The sequence below is a fragment of the Nocardia sp. NPDC059764 genome (assembly GCF_042732555.1).
Lineage (GTDB): Bacteria > Actinomycetota > Actinomycetes > Mycobacteriales > Mycobacteriaceae > Nocardia.
The window spans coordinates 35754-53079 of the sequence record NZ_JBHWHH010000034.1; the positions used below are offsets into that span (position 1 = coordinate 35754).

The following is a 17326-nucleotide window of genomic DNA, read 5'->3' on the forward strand; positions in this document are numbered from 1 at the left end:
TCGTCAGTCGGCGGGCGCGTGGTGGCCGCGGGCGAGGCGGGCGCGCGCACCCGCGATGATCGTGATGATCATGACCGTCATGACCTGGAGCGCGGTCAGGCCGGCCGCCGGTGGCGGCGGTTCCGGCGCGATGACTTCGACCGGCGGCCGGGGCGGCGGGATCGGCGCCGGGGCGGGCAGGACCGCCTCGGGTAGTGGGGCCACGACGGGCGCGGCGGCGGGGACCACCGCGGGCGCGGCCGGCGGGATCAGCAGGGGGATACCGGGTTCCGGCGCCATCGGGACGGGCAGCAACAGCATGCAGGTCAGCAGGGCGCTGCCGGTGGCGGCGCTGCCGACCACCACGCTGCCCGCCCCGGCCGAACCCGGACCGACCAGTCCGCTGGAGCCGGGGAGAAAGCCGGGGCCGATCAGGCCCGAACCCATGCCGCTGCCGGTGAGGATGCCCAGACCCAGTGCGGCACTGCCGACCACGGCGCTGCCCGCGCAGGCGGTGAGAACGCTGCCGGAGTCGAGGCCGAGGAGGCCACCGAGGGTGTTGGGGACGGCGATCGGGGTCGCGGGCGGTTCGGGTGGCACGAGATCCGGTGCCCCCGCGGTCGTTTCGCGTGGGATGTCCGGGCTGCTGCTGCCGAGGTCCAAGGCGGTCATCGGATTCTGGCCCGCGGGGTTGCCGGTGACGACCCGGCCGCCCGGCTGACCCTGATTGCCGGAATAGCTACTGCCGGTGCCCAACCCGAGCGCACTGCCGGTGGGCGCGTCGATCGGCGCGGCGGCATCACCGGGATTCGGCGCTCCCCCGCCCGCGCTGCCGCTGATGATCTCCCCGATCGACGGCAGCCCCGGGTCGGCGGCGGCGATATCGGGATGGAGGGCGAGCAGCGCCGCGGCCATCGGGACCGCTGTCGCCGCCGCGAATCCTCGTGCTGTTCTGCGGTTTCCGTTCACGGGTGCCTCCGAGAAGCCGAGCGGGTTACGCGGTCGCGACGGTCAGCGGGGACTGCCGCCGCTGGACGACGTTTCCGCGGCGATGTGCTGGAAGCGCGCGAGGGCGAGTTCGTAGGCGTCCTTGGCGACGTGGTTGCCGCCGGAGAAGGGCCGATCGAGCTGATAGACGGCCACGATGACCGCGCCGATCACCAGACCGAACAGACCGGTCATCAGGATGCTGCGCTTGGTGACCACGACACCGGAGAACACGGTGCCGAACAGCAGCATGCCGGTCGCGAACCACAGGGCCATGTAAAGGAATCCGGGCAGCCGGTACCCCGCGTCCAGGCCGCGGTCGTAGCGGGTGTCGGTGATCGCCTCGACCGCGGTGGCCGCCTTGTCCTGGGCGGCCTTGGCGTCCGGATCGGCGGCGGGCGCGGCGTCGACGGCCTCGCGCAGATCGTCCAGGGTGGACTGTGCGGCCGGGCTCAGGCGGCGCTGCTCGTCCATCACCTTCCACTCGTCGCCGATCACCTGCTTGGTGTAGGCGGTCACCAGGGCCTGAATCTGCTTGCGGTCCCGTTCGGGCATGCCGTTGGCGCTCTCGTAGACATTCACCAGCGCCTTGCCCTCAGCCACCGTGTGCGCGTGCGAGGTGTCGTACTGCTGCCACAGGATCACCACCACGAAGGCCACGATCGCGGCGAAGAACATATTGACCATGTCCAAGGTCATGGAGCCCGCGCCGGAATCGTCGCCGTGCCGCCAGGACCTCGGGCGCACCCGGTCCCCCAGCACGAAGATTCCCACCGCGATACCCGCGAAGAGTGCCAATATCCCCAGCTGCAACAGAATTCCGAGCATTTCGCGACTCCGTCTCCGGCCGGGTGGATGCGATCAGAAGGTATTCGCGGCCACGGGTCGGTCGGATCGTGAACAGCGGACGAACTGTTATACGAGTGTCCGAATCCCAACCCCGCCAAGGCCGGGACGCGTTTTCCGGTCCGCTCTCAGCGCCCCAGCGACAACACCGCTGCGGCCACGGTGACACTCAATTCCAGTGCGGCACCGAGTACATCGCCGTTCAACCCCCCGAATCGCCGCACACAATGCCGCACCAGCACCATGGCCCCCACCAACCCCACAACCACCGCCACCGGCCCCTGCCACACATTTCCCGTCACGAACACCGCTGCCCCACAGGCGATCACACTCCACCCGAGCCCCGCCACGGGCGCCTGCGTCCCCGCCACCAACGCCCCGAACCCGGCACCCGGCGCCGCCTCGATCCCCCGCCGACACGCCAGCACCACCGCGACCCGCCCGACGGCGACAGCCACGACAACCGCCGCCCACCGCCCCTGCTCGGCCAGCGCCCCCAGCGAAACCGCCTGAATGGCAACAGCGAACACCAATGCCGCCACCCCGAACGGCCCCGCCCCACCGCTCTTCATGATCTCGCGAGCCCGCTCCGGCGGCCCGTAGCTCCCGAGCCCATCGATGGTGTCGGCCAGCCCATCGACGTGCATCCCCCGCGTGATCAACGCGAGCCCGGCCACCACGACAAACCCGGCCAACAGCCCCGAGGCCCCGAGTTCGCGGAGTCCCCAAAGCAATCCGGCCGCCCCGCCGCCGAGCAGCACCCCGACCACCGGAGCCCACCCGATCGCCCGAGCAGCAACCGACCGGTCGACTTCATCCGGCCCTCGAACCGGCAGCACCGTCAGCCAGGACACCGCCAGCCGAAGCCCGTTCACCGATCAGGCCTCAGCGGCTTCCGTGTCGGCGTCGGCGGTGCTGACTCCGGCTTCGGCGAAGGTGGCCATCTCGCCGAGGGTGGCGACGGCGGCGCGCAGCAGCGGGAGGGCGGCGACCGCGCCGGAGCCTTCGCCCAGGCGCATGTTCATGTCGACGAGCGGCTCGAGGTCGAGACGCTCGAGGGCGATGGCGTGGGACGGCTCGCTGGAGCGGTGACCCGCGATCCACCAGGCGCGGGCGCCGGGGGCGAGCTGGTCGGCGACCAGGGCGGCGGCGGTGACCACCACGCCGTCGAGGATGACCGGGGTGCGGCGGGCCGCGGCGCGGGCCAGAAAGCCCGCCATGGCGGTCAGATCCGCGCCGGAGGCGGTGCGCAGCAGGGCGACCGGGTCCTTGAGGACGGGGCGGGCGCGCCACATGGCGTCGCGGATGGCGGCGGTCTTGCGGATCCAGCCCGCGTCGTCGACGCCGGTGCCGCGGCCGACCGCCACCACCGGCTCGGTGTCGGTGATGGCCGCGATCAGCACGGTGGCGGGCGTGGTGTTGCCGATCCCCATGTCGCCGGCGATGAGAAGGTCGGCGCCGGAATCGATTTCCTCGTCGGCGATGCTCGCGCCGGCGGCCAGCGCCGCCTGCACCTCAGCCTCGGTCAGCGCGTCCTCGCGGTCGATGGAGCCGCTGGAGCGCCGCACCTTGTGCCGCGAGATCTCCGGCGCGGTGTCGCCGTCGACGGCGATGTCGGCCACGCGCACGCTGGCATCGGCCAAGCGCGCCAGCACATTCACGGCCGCGCCGCCGTGCAGGAAGTTGGCGACCATCTGCCCGGTCACCTCGCTCGGATACGCGGACACACCGTGCTGCGCCACACCGTGATCCCCGGCGAACACCACCACACGGGCCCGCTCGAACTGCTTGGGCGGGCACACGCCCTGGCACGCGGCGACCCAGTTGGCCAGCTTCTCCAGCCGGCCCAATGCCCCTGCGGGCTTGGTCAATTGCGCCTGCCGCTCCTCGGCGGCGGCCCACACCAGCGGATCCGGTCCGGTCACCGGGCCGAACGAGATGCGGGCGGGCTTGGTCAGCACCGGCGCACTCTGCGCGCCGTCGGCCACCGGCCCCGCATCCGTCTCGCCGTCGGTGGACGCGACGCCCGCCCCGGCGGTGGCAGTCGCGGCATCGGCGGTCGCCGAGCCGAGTTCGGCACCGGCGGTTCCACTTTCGACGTCGGTACCCGAGCCGTCCGGTCGGCCCGACCCACCGTCAGCGGCGGCCTGCGCCACGGCGGCCGCCGAAACCGACGCCACCGCACCCTGATCCGCTCCGCCATCGGCGGCATCGATCGAAGTCGCCACCGTGAGCGATGAATCCACACCGGCCGCATCCGACAGCACGGCGGAGACAACCGCGCGGTCGGGCTTGACCCGCACCGGCTGCCCCGCGACCACGAGGAAGACCTCGTCGCACACCTCGGCGAGGCGCTGGTTCAGCGTTCCGATCTCGTCACGGAACAGCCGCCCGGAGGCGGTGGCGGGAATGACGCCGAGCCCCACCTCGGGGCTGACGATGATCAACCGCTGCGCGTAGCCGGAGACGGCGGCGACGAGCGCGTCGATGTCCGGGCCGACGGTCCCGCGCGGTGATTCCCAGGCGGCGCGGGCGTCGATGCGCCCGGTCAGCCAGGTGCCGAGGTCGTCGACGAGGGTGGCGGCGGCGGGCTCGCCCAGCGCGGCGATCGGATCGCCCTCCACGATGGTCCAGCTCGCGGGCCGCCGGGCCCGGTGCGCCGCAATGCGTTCGGCGAAGTCGGCGTCGGCGGGGTCGACCGCGGCGGTGGCCACGTACCGCACCGCCTCCGACGCGACGAGCTGTTCCGCGAAGGCCGACTTGCCGGACCGGGCGCCACCGAGCACCAGGGTCCGCAGCGGCCGATCGGTTGTCTGAGCAGTGTGCGACACGTCAGCACGGTATCAACTGTGCCTGTGCTCCGGCCGAGTAGGCACGGCCATCCCGTGCGCGGGAGTCAGTGGTTCTTCTCGTTGTGCACGCACTGCACCTTCAGATCCTTGGCCGTGTACGACCAATCGGTCCCCTGCGGGCAGTCCGAGCCGTGCGCCACGCTGGCGATGATCTTGCCGTCGTGCTGCTCGGAGCAGGCCACCAGCTTGTCGTGGTTACTCGTCGCACCACCGACGATGCACTCCCCCACCGCGGTGCGCGGATCCGTGCATCCCGCTGTCGCCGAAACCACCGCCACCGCCAGCGGCACCGCCGCGATCATCACTGCCCACCGCATGAGTGCGCATCGTAACGGCCCGAGCCCGCTCAGGGGACTCTGGCTCCGAACCGCCGCCGATACTCCACGGGCGCGATCCCCACCAACCGCTGGAAGTGGTGCCGCAACAGCGCCCCCGACCCGAATCCGCAACGGTGGGACAGCGATTCGAGGTCCAGGTCGGTGTCCTCCAGGAGCTGTTTGGCCAGCAGCACCCGCTGCCCGGTCAGCCATTTCACCGGGGTGGTTCCGGTCTCGGCGGCGAAGCGCCGTGCGAAGGTGCGCGTCGACATGGAACTGCGCGCCGCCAGCGATTCCACCGAATGCGGCAGGTCCAGATGCTCGCCCATCCAGTGCAGCGTCTCGCTGAGCCCCTCGGATTCGCAGGCCACGACCGGCCGCTCGATGAACTGCCGTTGTCCGCCGTCGCGCTGCGGCGGCACCACCATGCGCCGGGCGATGGCATTGGCGACGCTGCTGCCCAGTTCGCGGCGGACCAGGTGCAGGCAGGCGTCGATGCCCGCCGCGGTGCCCGCGCTGGTGATGAGATTGCCCTCGTCGACGAACAGCACGTCCGGGTCGACGGTGGCGAGTGGGAACTGTTCGGCCAGCAGGTCGACGTAACCCCAGTGGGTGGTGCATTTGCGCCCGTCGAGCAGTCCGGCCGCGCCCGCCAGGAACGCGCCCGAGCACACGGTCAGCACGGTGGCCCCGGCCGCGGCGGCGTCGCGCACGGCGTCGATGACCCGGGCGTCGATCTTCGCCTTGCCGTCGCGGATCGGAAAGGCCGGAATGGCAACCAGATCCGCGTCGCGCAGTTCCTCGAGCCCGTAATCAGGCGTGACGTGGATGCCCGGTGAGCTGGACTTCAGCGGTTTCCCGGGTTCGAGCCCGCAGACCCGGAAGTCGAAGAGGGGCAGGCCCTGCGCGGTCCGGTCGAGCCCGAAAACCTCACAGACCACGCCGAATTCGAACATGGCGAGGTTGTCATTGAGTACGACGGCGACCTTGGAGAGCATGTCGCGATCCCATCTGGCCGGATATTTGCGAACTATGTCAGAACAGCCACTGTTGGCCGAAAGTTCCCTACTGAAAACTTACTGCCATGGATGCACTGTCCGCAATCGTCGCAGCCGGAACCGCGATCACCGCGCTCGGCACCCTGACCTTCGGCCTCATGGCCGCAGACACCACCGCACACCTCGATGAGGAAGAGGCCCGCGCATGACCGCCATCACCTCCGGACACGGCCACTACCGCTCCGCGACCGCCACCTCCCGCGTCGGCCTCGCCGTCCGCCGGATCACCGCCCTGTTCGCCGCGGCCGGCCGCGCGGTCCCGCTGCACCGCGACAACACCTGGGAATTCGCGGGCTCGACGAACGTGGTCGATCGGGACCACGCCCGCGTCGCCCTGGAATTGCGTGCGCTCTCGGCCTATCGAGAGCACAACTGATCGCTAGATCGCGTCGCCCGGGTTCACCTGCGGCTTGGGCGCGCGCATGCGCCGCACCTGCGAGGCGCGCACGAAGGCGTACCAGCCCAGCGAGAACGCGGAATCGGTACTGTCCGGGAAGCGCTCCCGGACCCGGTTGTTCACGATCCGACCGAGCACCACGCCCTCGATGATCATGAACAGCATCATCACCAGCATGGCGAGCGTCACGATCGCCTGCAGCGCGGGCGAGAGGATCATGCTCAGGATCAGCACCAGCGCCAGCGGCATGAACAGGCCGAGCAGGTTGCGACGGGCGTCGACGATGTCGCGCACGTACTTCTTGACCGGGCCCTTGTCGCGCGGGAGCAGGTACTGCTCGTCACCGGCGAGCATGCGGGCGCGGCGGTTGTTGACGTCGGCGCGCCGCTCGGCCGAGGACGCCTTGCGCTCTTCCTTGGTGCCGCGCAGCGCCTTGCGGCGGGCCCGGGCCTCCTTGGCGGTCTTGGGCGCGGGCGCGACCGGACCGCGGCGGCGACCCTGTGCCTCGCGGCGCGTCGGGGTCGGACGCCCTTTACCCAGGGTGACGGTCGTGTCCGCCACCGCGGCACCGGCGTCGGTGCTGGTGCTGTCGGAGGTGGGGGTGGACTCGCCACGGCGCAGGAACTTCACGCCGCCAGGCTAACAATCCCGCCTCCCCGAAACTTCAGCGCCCAGCTGAGAGCCGTCTGCCGACCTGCATGCGGGCCGGCGGTCGAGAGCCAACCCGATTCTGGACGCTCCCGGCGAGTAACCCTCGCCACCCGAAATCAGTTGTCACCTCGGCACACCCCCGGAGCTATTTGTCAGCGACGACGCAGCCTGACCGTTCCGCTGGATAAGCGCCGCGTAGGATAGGGAATAGTCGCCCGCCGACGGGTGTTGACAGGCTTCGAGCCATACCCTCACGGGCTGGCCCACACGCCACCACAAATGGGTCCCTTAGGAGAGTTCATGACTGTTGAGAACGAGACCACCACCCATGGTGCGACTCTGACCGAGGCCGCCGCCCTCAAGGCGAAGGCGCTGCTGGACCAGGAAGGCCGCGACGACCTCGCCCTTCGCATCGCGGTTCAGCCCGGTGGCTGCGCGGGCCTGCGCTACCAGCTCTTCTTCGACGACCGCACCCTCGACGGCGACCTGGTCGTGGAGTTCAACGGCGTGAAGCTCGCGGTCGACCGCATGAGCGCTCCCTACATCCAGGGCGCCTCGATCGACTTCGTCGACACCATCGAGAAGCAGGGCTTCACCATCGACAACCCGAACGCCACCGGCTCCTGTGCCTGCGGCGACAGCTTCAACTGAGCTAGCTCCCGAGTTAGCACCGCGCAGCGCGGAACATCTCCCGGGATGTTCCGCGCTGTCGCGTGTCCGGTTATTTTCGTAGGTGCGGACCACTGTCGGCCGCCTCCCCCACTCGAAGGATCCACCCGTGACCATCGCCGTGTCCGCGTCCATCGCGACCGATCACCTCATGCGCTTTCCGGGCAAGTTCTCCGATGTGCTGCTGGCCGATCAGCTGCAGCATGTTTCGCTCAGCTTCCTCGTCGATGATCTGGTGATCCGCAAGGGCGGCGTCGCGGGCAACATCAGCTACGCCATGGGCGTGCTGGGCCGCACCCCGCTACTGGTCGGCGCGGTCGGCCAGGACTGGGGCGACTACCGGAAGTGGCTGGAGGACAACGGCGTCGACTGCTCCGCGGTCCGGGTGTCCGCGACCGCGCACACCGCGCGCTTCGTCTGCACCACCGACGAGACCATGGCGCAGATCGCGTCCTTCTACCCCGGCGCGATGGCCGAGGCCCGCGAGATCGACATCACCGAGCTGGCCGCCGGCCGCGAACTGGAACTGGTGCTGATCGGCGCCGACGATCCGGAAGCCATGCTGGCCCACACCGATCAGTGCCGCGCCGCCGGAATCCCCTTCGCCGCCGACCCCTCCCAGCAGCTGGCCTTCCTCGACGGCGAGACCATCCAGCGCCTGATCGACGGCGCCGACTACCTGTTCACCAACGAGTACGAGTGGGGCATCCTGCTCCAGAAGACCGGCCTGTCCGAGGCCGAAGTCGCTGAGCGCGTGGGCATCCGCGTCACCACGCTGGGCTCGAAGGGCGCCAAGATCGTCGACCGCGACGGCTCCGAGCTGTTCGTGGACGTGGTCCCCGATATGGCCAAGGAGGACCCGACCGGTGTCGGCGACGGCTTCCGAGCGGGCTTCCTGACCGGCCGCTCCGCCGGCCTGTCCCTGGAGCGCTCGGCCCAGCTGGGTTCGCTGGTCGCGGTGCACGTGCTGGAAACCGTTGGGCCGCAGGACTGGACCCTGGACCACGATGTGGCGATGAAGCGCCTGCGCGAGGCCTACGGCGCCGAGGCCGCGAACGAGATCGAGCCGATCCTGCGCTGACGGCTACCGCGCCGCCGACGGCCGCACGCTGATTCGATCAGCGTGCGGCTTTCTCGTACGACCGGCCGCCGCGCGCCGAATCGCCGCCCTCCCGTTGCCGGTCCGGGTTCGGACGAATGCATCGCCCGCAATACGCTGTGAGGCATGTCCTCCGACGACCGTCTGTACTTCCGCCAGTTGCTCTCCGGCCGCGACTGGGCCGTGGGCGACCCGATCGCCACCCAGATGCGCAACTTCGCCTACCTGATCGGTGATCGGGATACCGGCGAATGCGTGGTCGTCGACCCCGCCTACGAGGCGGCCCAGCTGGTGGAGATCGCCGAGGCGGACGATATGCGGCTCACCGGAGTCCTGGCCACCCACCACCACCCCGACCACGTCGGCGGCTCGATGATGGGCTTCACCCTGCGCGGTGTGAAGGAATTGCTGGAGAAGACCGACGTGGCGGTCCACGTCAATGCCGAGGAACTGCCGTGGGTGGCCAATGTCACCGGCATCGCCCCCTCCGAGCTCACCGGCCACTCCCACGGCGACAAGGTCGCGGTCGGCGGCTTCGAGATCGAACTCCTGCACACCCCGGGCCACACTCCCGGCAGCCAGTGCTTCCTCTTCGAGGACCGCCTGATCGCCGGCGACACCCTCTTCGTCGACGGCTGCGGCCGCACCGACTTCCCCGGCGGCGACTCCGACGCCATGTTCCGCAGCCTCCGCTACCTCGCGGACCTGAAATCCAACCCGACGGTCTTCCCGGGCCACTGGTACTCGGAGGAGCCCAGCGCCTCCCTGTCCCACATCCGCGACCACAACTACGTGATGCGCCCCCAGACCCTGGAGCAGTGGCACATGTTCATGCCCAGCTGAGCACGCCTTTCGCACCTATTGCACCACGCCCGCCCCGAAACTCTTTCGGGGCGGGCGTGTTTCGTCCGTTCGGGCAGTGCCCGAGCTATGCCATGGTGCGCAGCCAGCCGTGGCTGTCGGCGAAGGTGCCGCGCTGGATGCCGGTGAGCGTGTCGCGCAGGGCCATGGTGACCTCGCCGGGTTCGCCGGTGCCGATGGTGAATTCGCCCTCGGCGGAGCGGACCGAACCGACCGGGATGACGACAGCTGCGGTGCCGCAGCCGAAAACCTCGGTGATCTCACCGGATTCGACGCCCTTGCGCCATTCCTCCACGGAGATCTTGCGCTCCTCCACCTTGTAGCCGGAGTCGGCGGCCAGGGTGATCAGCGAGTCGCGGGTGATGCCGGGCAGCAGCGAGCCGGACAGTTCCGGCGTCACCAGCCGCGCGTCGGAGCCGCTGCCGAAGACGAAGAACAGGTTGTTGGTTCCCATCTCCTCGACGTAGCGGTGCTCACACGCGTCCAGCCACACCACCTGGTCGCAGCCCTTCTCCGAGGCCTGCCGCTGGGCGAGCAGGGAGGCGGCGTAGTTGCCCGCCACCTTGGCCTCGCCGGTGCCGCCGGGAGCGGCGCGCACGAACTCGGTGGACAGCCACACCTTGACCGGCTTCAGCCCGCGCGGGAAGTACGCGCCGGCCGGGCCGCCCAGCAGCAGGTACTTGTAGGCGGAGGCGGGCTTCACGCCCAGGCCGACCTCGGTGGAGAACATGAACGGCCGCAGGTACAGCGCGTCCTCGCCACCCGCGGCGGGCACCCAGTCGCCGTCAACCTCGAGCAGCTGGCGGATCGACTCGACGAACAGCTCCTCGGGCAGCTCCGCCATCGCCATACGGGCCGCCGACCGGCGGAAACGCGCGGCATTGGCGTCGACGCGGAAGGTCGCGATGGAGCCGTCGGCCTGCCGGTACGCCTTGAGACCCTCGAAGATGGCCTGGCCGTAGTGGAACACCATGGTGGCCGGGTCCATGGCCATCGGCCCGTAGGGCTCGACGCGGCCGTTGGTCCACTGTCCGTCCACATAATCCAGCGACACCATGTGATCGGTGAAGTACCGCCCGAACCCGGGCTCCGCGAGAATCTCCTGCCGCCGCTGCGCCGGAACGGGCGCGGGATGCGGGACACGGGTGAACTGCGCGGCAAGTGTCATGACCGGGAGTCTAATTCGCCGCCCTCGACACGCCGGTTCGGGCTACCCTTGCGGACCGTTCAGCCTCCCGCCGTCGCCGTGGCCGCTGGATAGTGTGGACGACGTGTATCCGGAGCCTCCACCAGCGCAGCCGCCCCGTTCGAACCGTCCCCTGGTGATCGCATTGATCGCCGTGAGCGCGCTGGGCCTGGTCGCCATCCTCGTCGCCGCGGCCCTCGCCCCCGCCCACACCATCCCCGGAACGGCCTTGCCCGCGGACGACTACGGCCCCCAGGACACCGCCACCCACACCACCGCGCCGACGACCACCACCACAACCGGCGCCCCGAAACAGCAGATCGCCGCCCTGACCCCCGGCTGGCAGACCGCCTACTCCATCAACCGCAACGCCGCCTACGACGCACCCCAGGACTGGACCATCCCGACCCCGACGACGATCGTCGGCTACGAGGGCGGCGGCGGCCGCGTGGTCATGAGCGGCGCGGCCGAATGGCAACCCAAGTCCTGCGACGGCCATCACACCAAGGCCCTCGCCGGCGTGACCGGCTCCAAACTGGCCGACCCCGCGGCCGCCGCCAAGGACGTCGCCGGCAGCTGGGCCAAGGTCGTAGCCTCCAACAACGACCGCCCCAACTCCACCTACACCTTCTCCCCCGCCGAAACCCTCACCGTCCAAGGCAAACCCGCCGCCCACATCACCGCCGCCTTCGCCAACCCCGGCCCGAACGACTGCTCCCACCCCGCTGTCTCAGTCGTCCACACCATCGCCGTCCCCGGCAACAAGGGCCAATCCGTGGTCATGGTCATCTACGCCGACCAGAACGTCGACGGCGCGGTCACCGACGACACCGTCCGCCAGATGTACACCACACTCCGCCCGGCCGGCCTGGCCCTCGCGGACTGCAAGCAGGACAACGAGGTCGTCGGCACCTGGTGCGGGTGAGTTCACCCGGACGCCGACGATGAACGCCGCAGCCGGTCATGTCGACTGCGGCGTTCATCGTTGCGAGCGAAGCTCCGTCAGGCAGTGCGGGTTTCGACGAACGGCGGGCGGATGACCTCGCAGCGGAGGCGGCGGCCACGCACGTCGACCTCGACCTGGTCGCCGGGCTCGAGGCCCGCCGCGGTGTCGAGCAGCGCCAGCGCGATGCCGACCTTGAGAGTGGGAGAGAAGGTGCCGGAGGTGGTTTCGCCGACCTGCTCGTCACCGCGCATCACGGCCTGACCCTGGCGCAGCACGCCCTTGTCGATCGCCTTGAGCCCCAGCAGGATTCGGCGCGGGCCAGCGGCCTTCTCGGTACCGAGGGCTTCCTTGCCCCAGAATTCCGGCTTCTTCCAGCCGACCGCCCAGCCGGTGCGCGCCTGCAGCGGCGAAATGTCCACGGACAGTTCGTGTCCGTGCAGCGGGTAACCCATCTCGGTGCGCAGCGTGTCACGCGCGCCCAGTCCGGCGGGCTGACCGCCAGCCGCCTGCACCTCGCTGGTCAGCGCCCGGAATACGGCTTCGGCGTCCTCCCACTTCGGCAGCAGCTCGTAACCGTGTTCGCCGGTGTACCCCGTACGGCACACCCGAATCGGGCGACCGTCCCACTCGGCGTCCTCGTACGCCATGTACTCCATGTCGGTGGACAGCCCCAGCTTGGCCAGCACCTCCGCCGACCGCGGCCCCTGCACCGCGAACACGGCGTACCCGCGGTGCTCGTCGGTGACGGTGATCCCCTCCGGCGCGACCTTCTGCAACTCGGCCACCACGGCCGCGGTGTTCGCGGCGTTGGGGACGAGGAAGATCTCGTCATCGCTCACGTAGTAGGCGATGAGGTCGTCGATGACGCCACCCTCGGGCGTGCAGCACAGCGTGTACTGCGCCTTGCCGGGCCGAATCCGGTTCAGGTCATTGGTCAGCGCCGAGTTCACGAAGGCCGCCGCCCCCGCGCCCTTGACCGTCGCCTTGCCCAGATGACTGACATCGAACAGTCCAACCGTGGTCCGCACGGCGGTGTGCTCGCCGACCGTCCCCGCGTACGAAACCGGCATCTCCCACCCCCCGAACGGAGCGAAGGTGGCGCCCAGCTCGACATGGACGGCGTGGATGGGTCCCTGCAGCAGTTTCTCGTCGGTCACCGGTGCAGCTTATCGGTCCACCGCCAGCCGAGGCCCATCGGAACCGGCGGCGCGCGCCACAGGATCACCACCGGTCAGCAGTTCAGCGGTGAGGACTCCCGCACCCGGTTCCCGCGGTGGCGACATCCCGACCGGTTCCCCCGGTGACGACATCCCGAGAGGTTCCCCCGGTGACGACGTTCTGAGCGGATTCGGCGCTGACACCGACGCGAGTGGTGTCCGCGTTGACGACATCCCGAGCAGTTTCGGCAGTGCTGGTCTCCCGCTCTGCCCCGCGCCGCGCTTCGAGGCAGGCGACGAAGCCCGCCTCATCCATGACCTCGATCCGCTGCCCCCGCATCCGCAGCTCGGCGACCCGGCGCGCCTTGGTCGTGGTGAACGCTGCTGCGTCTGCGCCCCGAAATCCGTCCCCGATGACCAGCCGCGTCGTGCGCCTGGTGACGTTGCGCGCCGGCGTCGCCCCGCACGCGGCGATGGCGTCCCACGCCTGCTGGCGCGTCATGGCCGCGAGATCGCCGGTGAAGACGATGATTTCGCCGTACAGCGGGTGCGACGGGTCGGTCCCGATGACGGTCGGCAGCACCAATTCCTCACGGCCGTACCAGGATCGGCGCGGATCGCGCGGATCGCCGGCGGCCTTACCCGGCTGGTCCGCCGACATACCCGGCGCGGACCGGCTCCCGGGCCCGCCCGTTGATGCTGATCGGTCCGACGACCTTGCCGACCATCCTGACGACCCCGCCGACCATTCCGATGGCCGCGCCGTCCGGGTCCTCCGGGCCGAGTCGCGCGTGGTCCGTCCCGCGGCCTCCATCGCCGCGACCCGCAGTGGGCGGTCGACCACCATGCGCTCGAGCGCCGCCAGCGAGTCGGCCCCGGTCCGCGCGGCCAGGGCGATCACGATGTCGGCCGCGGCGGCGGCATCGGCGGCCGCGTCGTGATGGTTCGTGAATTCGATCCCCAGCGCGGCGGCCACCTGCGGGAGCCGGTAGCTGTCGAGGGCGAGGTGGCGGCGGGCCAGCGCGAGGCTACAGCTGTACGACCAGCCGGGCACTGGAATCCCACTGCGCCCGCACGCTTCCCGGATGGCACCGCTGTCGAACCCGGCATTGTGCGCGATGACCGGCAACTCCCCCACCAGGTTCACCACCTCCGGCCACCGCTGCGCGAACTCCGGCTGATCGGCGACCATGGCCGCCGAGATCCCGTGCACGCGAATGTTGTGCCAGTTGAAGAAGTCCAGCCCCACGGGCGGCCGACATAACCACGACTCGACCTCTCCCCGCTTGCCGTCTCGCACCACGGTCACCCCGACGGCGCAGATACTTCCCCGGGCGGAGTTGGCGGTCTCGACATCGATGGCGGCGAACGACAGTCCCGCCATACTCACCGCACCGCGAGCGGCAACGGCCGCGCGTCCGGCCCGCCCAACTCCACCAGGAACGGCCGCGCCAGCCGCGCCGACTCGAACGCCGCCCACGCGTCGGCCAGATCCGCGAGCTCCCGAGCCAGCATGAGCACGGGCCGAATCGGATCCCCGGTCCGATGCCGCGGCAGCGACGCCTCCCCCGGCGGCACGATCGCCGGCCACTGCGGCCGGGTGAGCTTCCCGCCCGTCGCCTCCTGGTGCTCGGAGAACTGCGCGTCCGCGGCCTCGACAGCGGCCCGCACGGTATCAACCGTGGCCCGCACATCGACTTTCCCTGCGCCCCCGGCAATCCGGGGGCCATCGCCGGTCTCCGCGATCGGATACCCGGCCGTCAAACTCTCGACCTCCACCGTCCGCGACCTGTCCAGCACCCAAGCGCCCGATAGCCGCGATTCCCCCACCGCCACTCCAACATTCACATGCCAGATGACCAGCCGCTCCCCGGCCGATCCGAGCACCGCGAGGGAATGAAGGTCGAACGAGGCAGCCATAACGCTCCACGGTCGTGGCGAACAGGTACCGGGCTACGTTAGAGCATTCCACCGACATTGTTCGGCGAACCCCACACGAAACGTCAACGCACCCAAACAGTTCCGACCGACCGGGTTTCCACGCCGCGACCCACCGCAGCCGGTGCGATCACGACGCCGCGCGCAGCACCTTGCCTGCCATGAGCGCCCCGGCCAGGGCGACCTTCTCGTCGTCGTCCAGACCACCCGGCAACTCACGGACATAGAAAGCTCCTGTGCGCGTGATGAATTCGAGCGCTTCCCGCGCCACATCGTTGACGGCGAACAACGGTTCGCCGTCCGAGTTCGGCAGTTCGACCGTCTCGCCGGCGGCGCGCACGATCAGCGGTCCCGACCAACGGCTGAACAGACGCCGGTTCAGGCCGACCGAGTTCTCGTCGAACCAGACGTCGGGAAGCGGTTCCGCGAAGAGCTCCTGATACCGGTCGCAGAACTCCGGGAAGGAGGTCTGCTCGATCGGCGGCGCGAACTCGACCTTCGGGGCATTACTCGGGCTGTGCGGGATGTAGCGCCCGAAGAAGCGCTGACAGTAGGCCGAGATGCAGAGAGCGGAGCTCTCCGGCAGCGCGGCGGCACGCGCCGGCGAGGTCCGCGACCTCCTGGCCTTCGTCGCCCAGCGGCTCACGCAACTCGATCCCGCGGAGGTGGTGGCGGCGATCGAGGAAAAGGTGACCGGCAATCGGGCGCGGAACACCTGACTCGCTTCTGTTCCGGATCGACCCGCGCATCCTCGGCCTCCCGTTCCTGATCGCCTACCTGATCGCCGTCACGATCCTCACCAGCCCTACCGATCTCCGGTCGGCCAGCGCTGAGGAGCGAATCTCGGGAGGCCCACGCCAACTCCCCCGACCGCTGCCGCCAGGATGCAGCGTGGGACCTCGAAGCGGATACGGACCCGTTGGGGTTCCGCCGCTACGTCGGACCGGTCTGGGTCAGACCAGTTCCGGGACGCGCAAATGGGCCAATGCCAACTCGAATTCGCGGACGTCGACGGCCTCGACGCGCGCCTGCCGGGCGGCGTCCACACGCAACGCGGCCGACGCGATCCGGTTGCGCTCCATCGCCTCGGCGTTGTCATAGACACTGCACGAGACGGCACGACCCGACGACCTGTTCACCATCAGGCTCGCGCTGCAGAATCCATCGAGCTGCTGCTCCATACCGGGCAGGGTGTGGTCCCGATAGACCTCGATGGCGCTGTCGAGCCTGCTGGGATCGGTCTTCACCCAGGTGACGCGCGCACATGCGCCCTCCGGTGCCAGATGCGCGCGGTGCATGGCCGCGATCTCCCATTCCTCGACAATCGGACTACCGCCGAATTTCTCGGCAGCGCGATTACGAATCGGGATCACCTGCTCGGCGCTCGCCCGCAGCGCTTCCTCGGAGTCCCACGAGCTCGTCACGATGCAGCGGCCGGTTTTCCGATCGACCAGCAACGAAAGCCCAATACAACCGGGAATTTCCTCCAGCTCCGGCATGACCTGGTCCCGCACATACGCGATCCCGGATTCCAGAGCGGAGAGTTGCGCCTGAAGCGTGGTAGACCGTGCGTACACGATCCACCTCCTTTCTGCACAGAGGCAGCGCCCGGTAGCGCCACCGGCGTCTTTCACAGTGCTCTATCCCGATCGCCACGGCAATAGCGGGTGGCTATTCCGCGGGAGTTGAACAGCTGAACGATTGCCGAGTCGCCGGCGAGAAATCGCACGTCTACGGGCGAACTCAGCGGATCAGCCCCAGCGGATCTCGAGCAGGTCATCGGCTCGGCGGTCGATATGGGTGTGGAACCGGCGGCTGATGCGAGTGAGCGTTTTACCCAGCCAATCGGCATCAGCCCGGGATGCATGCTCGAGCCGCATGCGGCGAATCCGCATGGGCAACATCCGGATTCCGGCCGGCTGCCCGCCGGGCTCGACCGAAATCAGGCACAGCAGCCGCAGTTCGGGACGGTAGGACCCATATCCGGAGATGCCCTCGTAGTCGTCGATGACATCACCGCAGCCATAGAAAATCGGTCGGCCATGGTAGATCTCGACAGGACGAGGATGATGGGATGAATGCCCGTGCACGATATCGACGCCGGCGTCGATGAGCCGGTGCGCGAACTGGATTTCGCTTCGCCCGATCCCATAGCCCCAGTTCGTGCCCCAATGCACGGACACGATCAGAATATCGCCGGGATGCTTGTGCGCGACCACCTGCGCCGCGACATCGTCGGCGACACGGCCCGCCGGATCACCGAACAGCCACACTCCCGGCCGATCGTGCTGCGCGGCCCACGCCCGCGGGACGCCGCTGCTGGTGCTGGCGACGGAGACGACGACCACCCGCCGCCCGGTGGCCGGCTCCACCGCCACCGGGC

General features: G+C 69.5%; 20 protein-coding genes. 6 read left to right on the forward strand and 14 right to left on the reverse strand.

Annotation, left to right across the window (positions count from 1 at the left end; genetic code table 11):
* Positions 1-3 precede the first annotated feature (3 nt).
* The 6 genes from ACFV4K_RS10240 to ACFV4K_RS10265 form a co-directional block, all read right to left on the reverse strand.
* Positions 4-894 carry a hypothetical protein gene (locus ACFV4K_RS10240; protein ID WP_379273707.1) on the reverse strand — a complete coding sequence of 297 codons (891 nt, stop codon included), beginning with the start codon at positions 892-894 and terminating at the stop codon, positions 4-6.
* A 96-nt stretch (positions 895-990) separates the two neighbouring features.
* Entirely contained in the window at positions 991-1794 is an 804-nt protein-coding gene (locus tag ACFV4K_RS10245) for a DUF4239 domain-containing protein (protein ID WP_379273708.1), read from the reverse strand.
* Between the two features lie 146 nt (positions 1795-1940).
* Positions 1941-2687, reverse strand: a complete 747-nt coding sequence (locus tag ACFV4K_RS10250; protein WP_379273710.1) for an adenosylcobinamide-GDP ribazoletransferase — start codon at positions 2685-2687, stop codon at positions 1941-1943.
* A 3-nt stretch (positions 2688-2690) separates the two neighbouring features.
* A complete protein-coding gene (gene cobT / locus ACFV4K_RS10255) occupies positions 2691-4643 on the reverse strand; it encodes a nicotinate-nucleotide--dimethylbenzimidazole phosphoribosyltransferase (RefSeq protein WP_379273712.1) in 1953 nt (650 codons plus the stop codon).
* Positions 4644-4708: 65 nt separating this feature from the next.
* On the reverse strand, positions 4709-4981 hold the full coding sequence (locus ACFV4K_RS10260; RefSeq protein ID WP_379273714.1) for a hypothetical protein: 273 nt from the start codon (positions 4979-4981) through the stop codon (positions 4709-4711).
* Positions 4982-5010: 29 nt separating this feature from the next.
* Positions 5011-5979 (reverse strand): helix-turn-helix domain-containing protein, encoded by a 969-nt coding sequence (locus tag ACFV4K_RS10265; RefSeq protein WP_379273715.1) that lies wholly within the window; start codon positions 5977-5979, stop codon positions 5011-5013.
* A gap of 86 nt (positions 5980-6065) precedes the next feature.
* On the opposite strand from ACFV4K_RS10265, the gene ACFV4K_RS10270 reads away from it, so the two are divergent.
* Both ACFV4K_RS10270 and ACFV4K_RS10275 read left to right on the forward strand, forming a co-directional pair.
* Positions 6066-6188, forward strand: coding sequence for a hypothetical protein (locus ACFV4K_RS10270; protein ID WP_379107649.1), 123 nt, complete (start codon positions 6066-6068; stop codon positions 6186-6188).
* A complete protein-coding gene (locus ACFV4K_RS10275; RefSeq protein WP_379273717.1) occupies positions 6185-6415 on the forward strand; it encodes a hypothetical protein in 231 nt (76 codons plus the stop codon). Before ACFV4K_RS10270 ends, ACFV4K_RS10275 begins: the two co-directional genes overlap by 4 nt.
* Positions 6416-6418: 3 nt before the next feature.
* Here ACFV4K_RS10275 and ACFV4K_RS10280 read toward each other — a convergent pair whose 3' ends face one another.
* The gene (locus ACFV4K_RS10280) at positions 6419-7066 is read right to left on the reverse strand and encodes a DUF3043 domain-containing protein (protein WP_379273719.1); all 648 of its coding nucleotides are present in this window, start codon (positions 7064-7066) and stop codon (positions 6419-6421) included.
* Positions 7067-7387: 321 nt separating this feature from the next.
* Here ACFV4K_RS10280 and ACFV4K_RS10285 point away from each other — a divergent pair, with 321 nt between their 5' ends.
* The 3 genes from ACFV4K_RS10285 to ACFV4K_RS10295 all read left to right on the forward strand — a co-directional run bounded on the left by ACFV4K_RS10285 (position 7388) and on the right by ACFV4K_RS10295 (position 9698).
* Positions 7388-7738 (forward strand): iron-sulfur cluster assembly accessory protein, encoded by a 351-nt coding sequence (locus ACFV4K_RS10285; protein WP_040815950.1) that lies wholly within the window; start codon positions 7388-7390, stop codon positions 7736-7738.
* A 127-nt stretch (positions 7739-7865) separates the two neighbouring features.
* Complete coding sequence (locus ACFV4K_RS10290; protein WP_379273720.1) at positions 7866-8837, forward strand: carbohydrate kinase family protein; 972 nt, start codon at positions 7866-7868, stop codon at positions 8835-8837.
* A 144-nt stretch (positions 8838-8981) separates the two neighbouring features.
* On the forward strand, positions 8982-9698 hold the full coding sequence (locus tag ACFV4K_RS10295; RefSeq protein ID WP_379107653.1) for an MBL fold metallo-hydrolase: 717 nt from the start codon (positions 8982-8984) through the stop codon (positions 9696-9698).
* A gap of 85 nt (positions 9699-9783) precedes the next feature.
* Here the strand turns inward: ACFV4K_RS10295 and ACFV4K_RS10300 are convergent, their stop codons facing one another.
* The gene (locus ACFV4K_RS10300) at positions 9784-10884 is read right to left on the reverse strand and encodes a branched-chain amino acid aminotransferase (protein ID WP_379273722.1); all 1101 of its coding nucleotides are present in this window, start codon (positions 10882-10884) and stop codon (positions 9784-9786) included.
* A gap of 154 nt (positions 10885-11038) precedes the next feature.
* On the opposite strand from ACFV4K_RS10300, the gene ACFV4K_RS10305 reads away from it, so the two are divergent.
* On the forward strand, positions 11039-11827 hold the full coding sequence (locus tag ACFV4K_RS10305) for a hypothetical protein (RefSeq protein ID WP_379273724.1): 789 nt from the start codon (positions 11039-11041) through the stop codon (positions 11825-11827).
* A 77-nt stretch (positions 11828-11904) separates the two neighbouring features.
* Here the strand turns inward: ACFV4K_RS10305 and gcvT are convergent, their stop codons facing one another.
* From gcvT to ACFV4K_RS10335, 6 genes are all read right to left on the reverse strand, one after another.
* Positions 11905-13005: a glycine cleavage system aminomethyltransferase GcvT gene (gcvT, locus tag ACFV4K_RS10310; RefSeq protein ID WP_379273726.1), complete on the reverse strand. Its 1101-nt coding sequence runs from the start codon at positions 13003-13005 to the stop codon at positions 11905-11907.
* Positions 13006-13087: 82 nt separating this feature from the next.
* Complete coding sequence (locus ACFV4K_RS10315) at positions 13088-14389, reverse strand: exonuclease domain-containing protein (protein ID WP_379273728.1); 1302 nt, start codon at positions 14387-14389, stop codon at positions 13088-13090.
* 2 nt (positions 14390-14391) lie between these two features.
* On the reverse strand, positions 14392-14925 hold the full coding sequence (locus ACFV4K_RS10320) for a hypothetical protein (RefSeq protein ID WP_379273730.1): 534 nt from the start codon (positions 14923-14925) through the stop codon (positions 14392-14394).
* Between the two features lie 148 nt (positions 14926-15073).
* The gene (locus ACFV4K_RS10325; protein WP_379273732.1) at positions 15074-15589 is read right to left on the reverse strand and encodes a hypothetical protein; all 516 of its coding nucleotides are present in this window, start codon (positions 15587-15589) and stop codon (positions 15074-15076) included.
* A gap of 307 nt (positions 15590-15896) precedes the next feature.
* The gene (locus ACFV4K_RS10330; protein WP_379273734.1) at positions 15897-16520 is read right to left on the reverse strand and encodes an antibiotic biosynthesis monooxygenase family protein; all 624 of its coding nucleotides are present in this window, start codon (positions 16518-16520) and stop codon (positions 15897-15899) included.
* A gap of 174 nt (positions 16521-16694) precedes the next feature.
* Complete coding sequence (locus ACFV4K_RS10335; protein WP_379273740.1) at positions 16695-17321, reverse strand: CapA family protein; 627 nt, start codon at positions 17319-17321, stop codon at positions 16695-16697.
* Positions 17322-17326 lie beyond the last annotated feature (5 nt).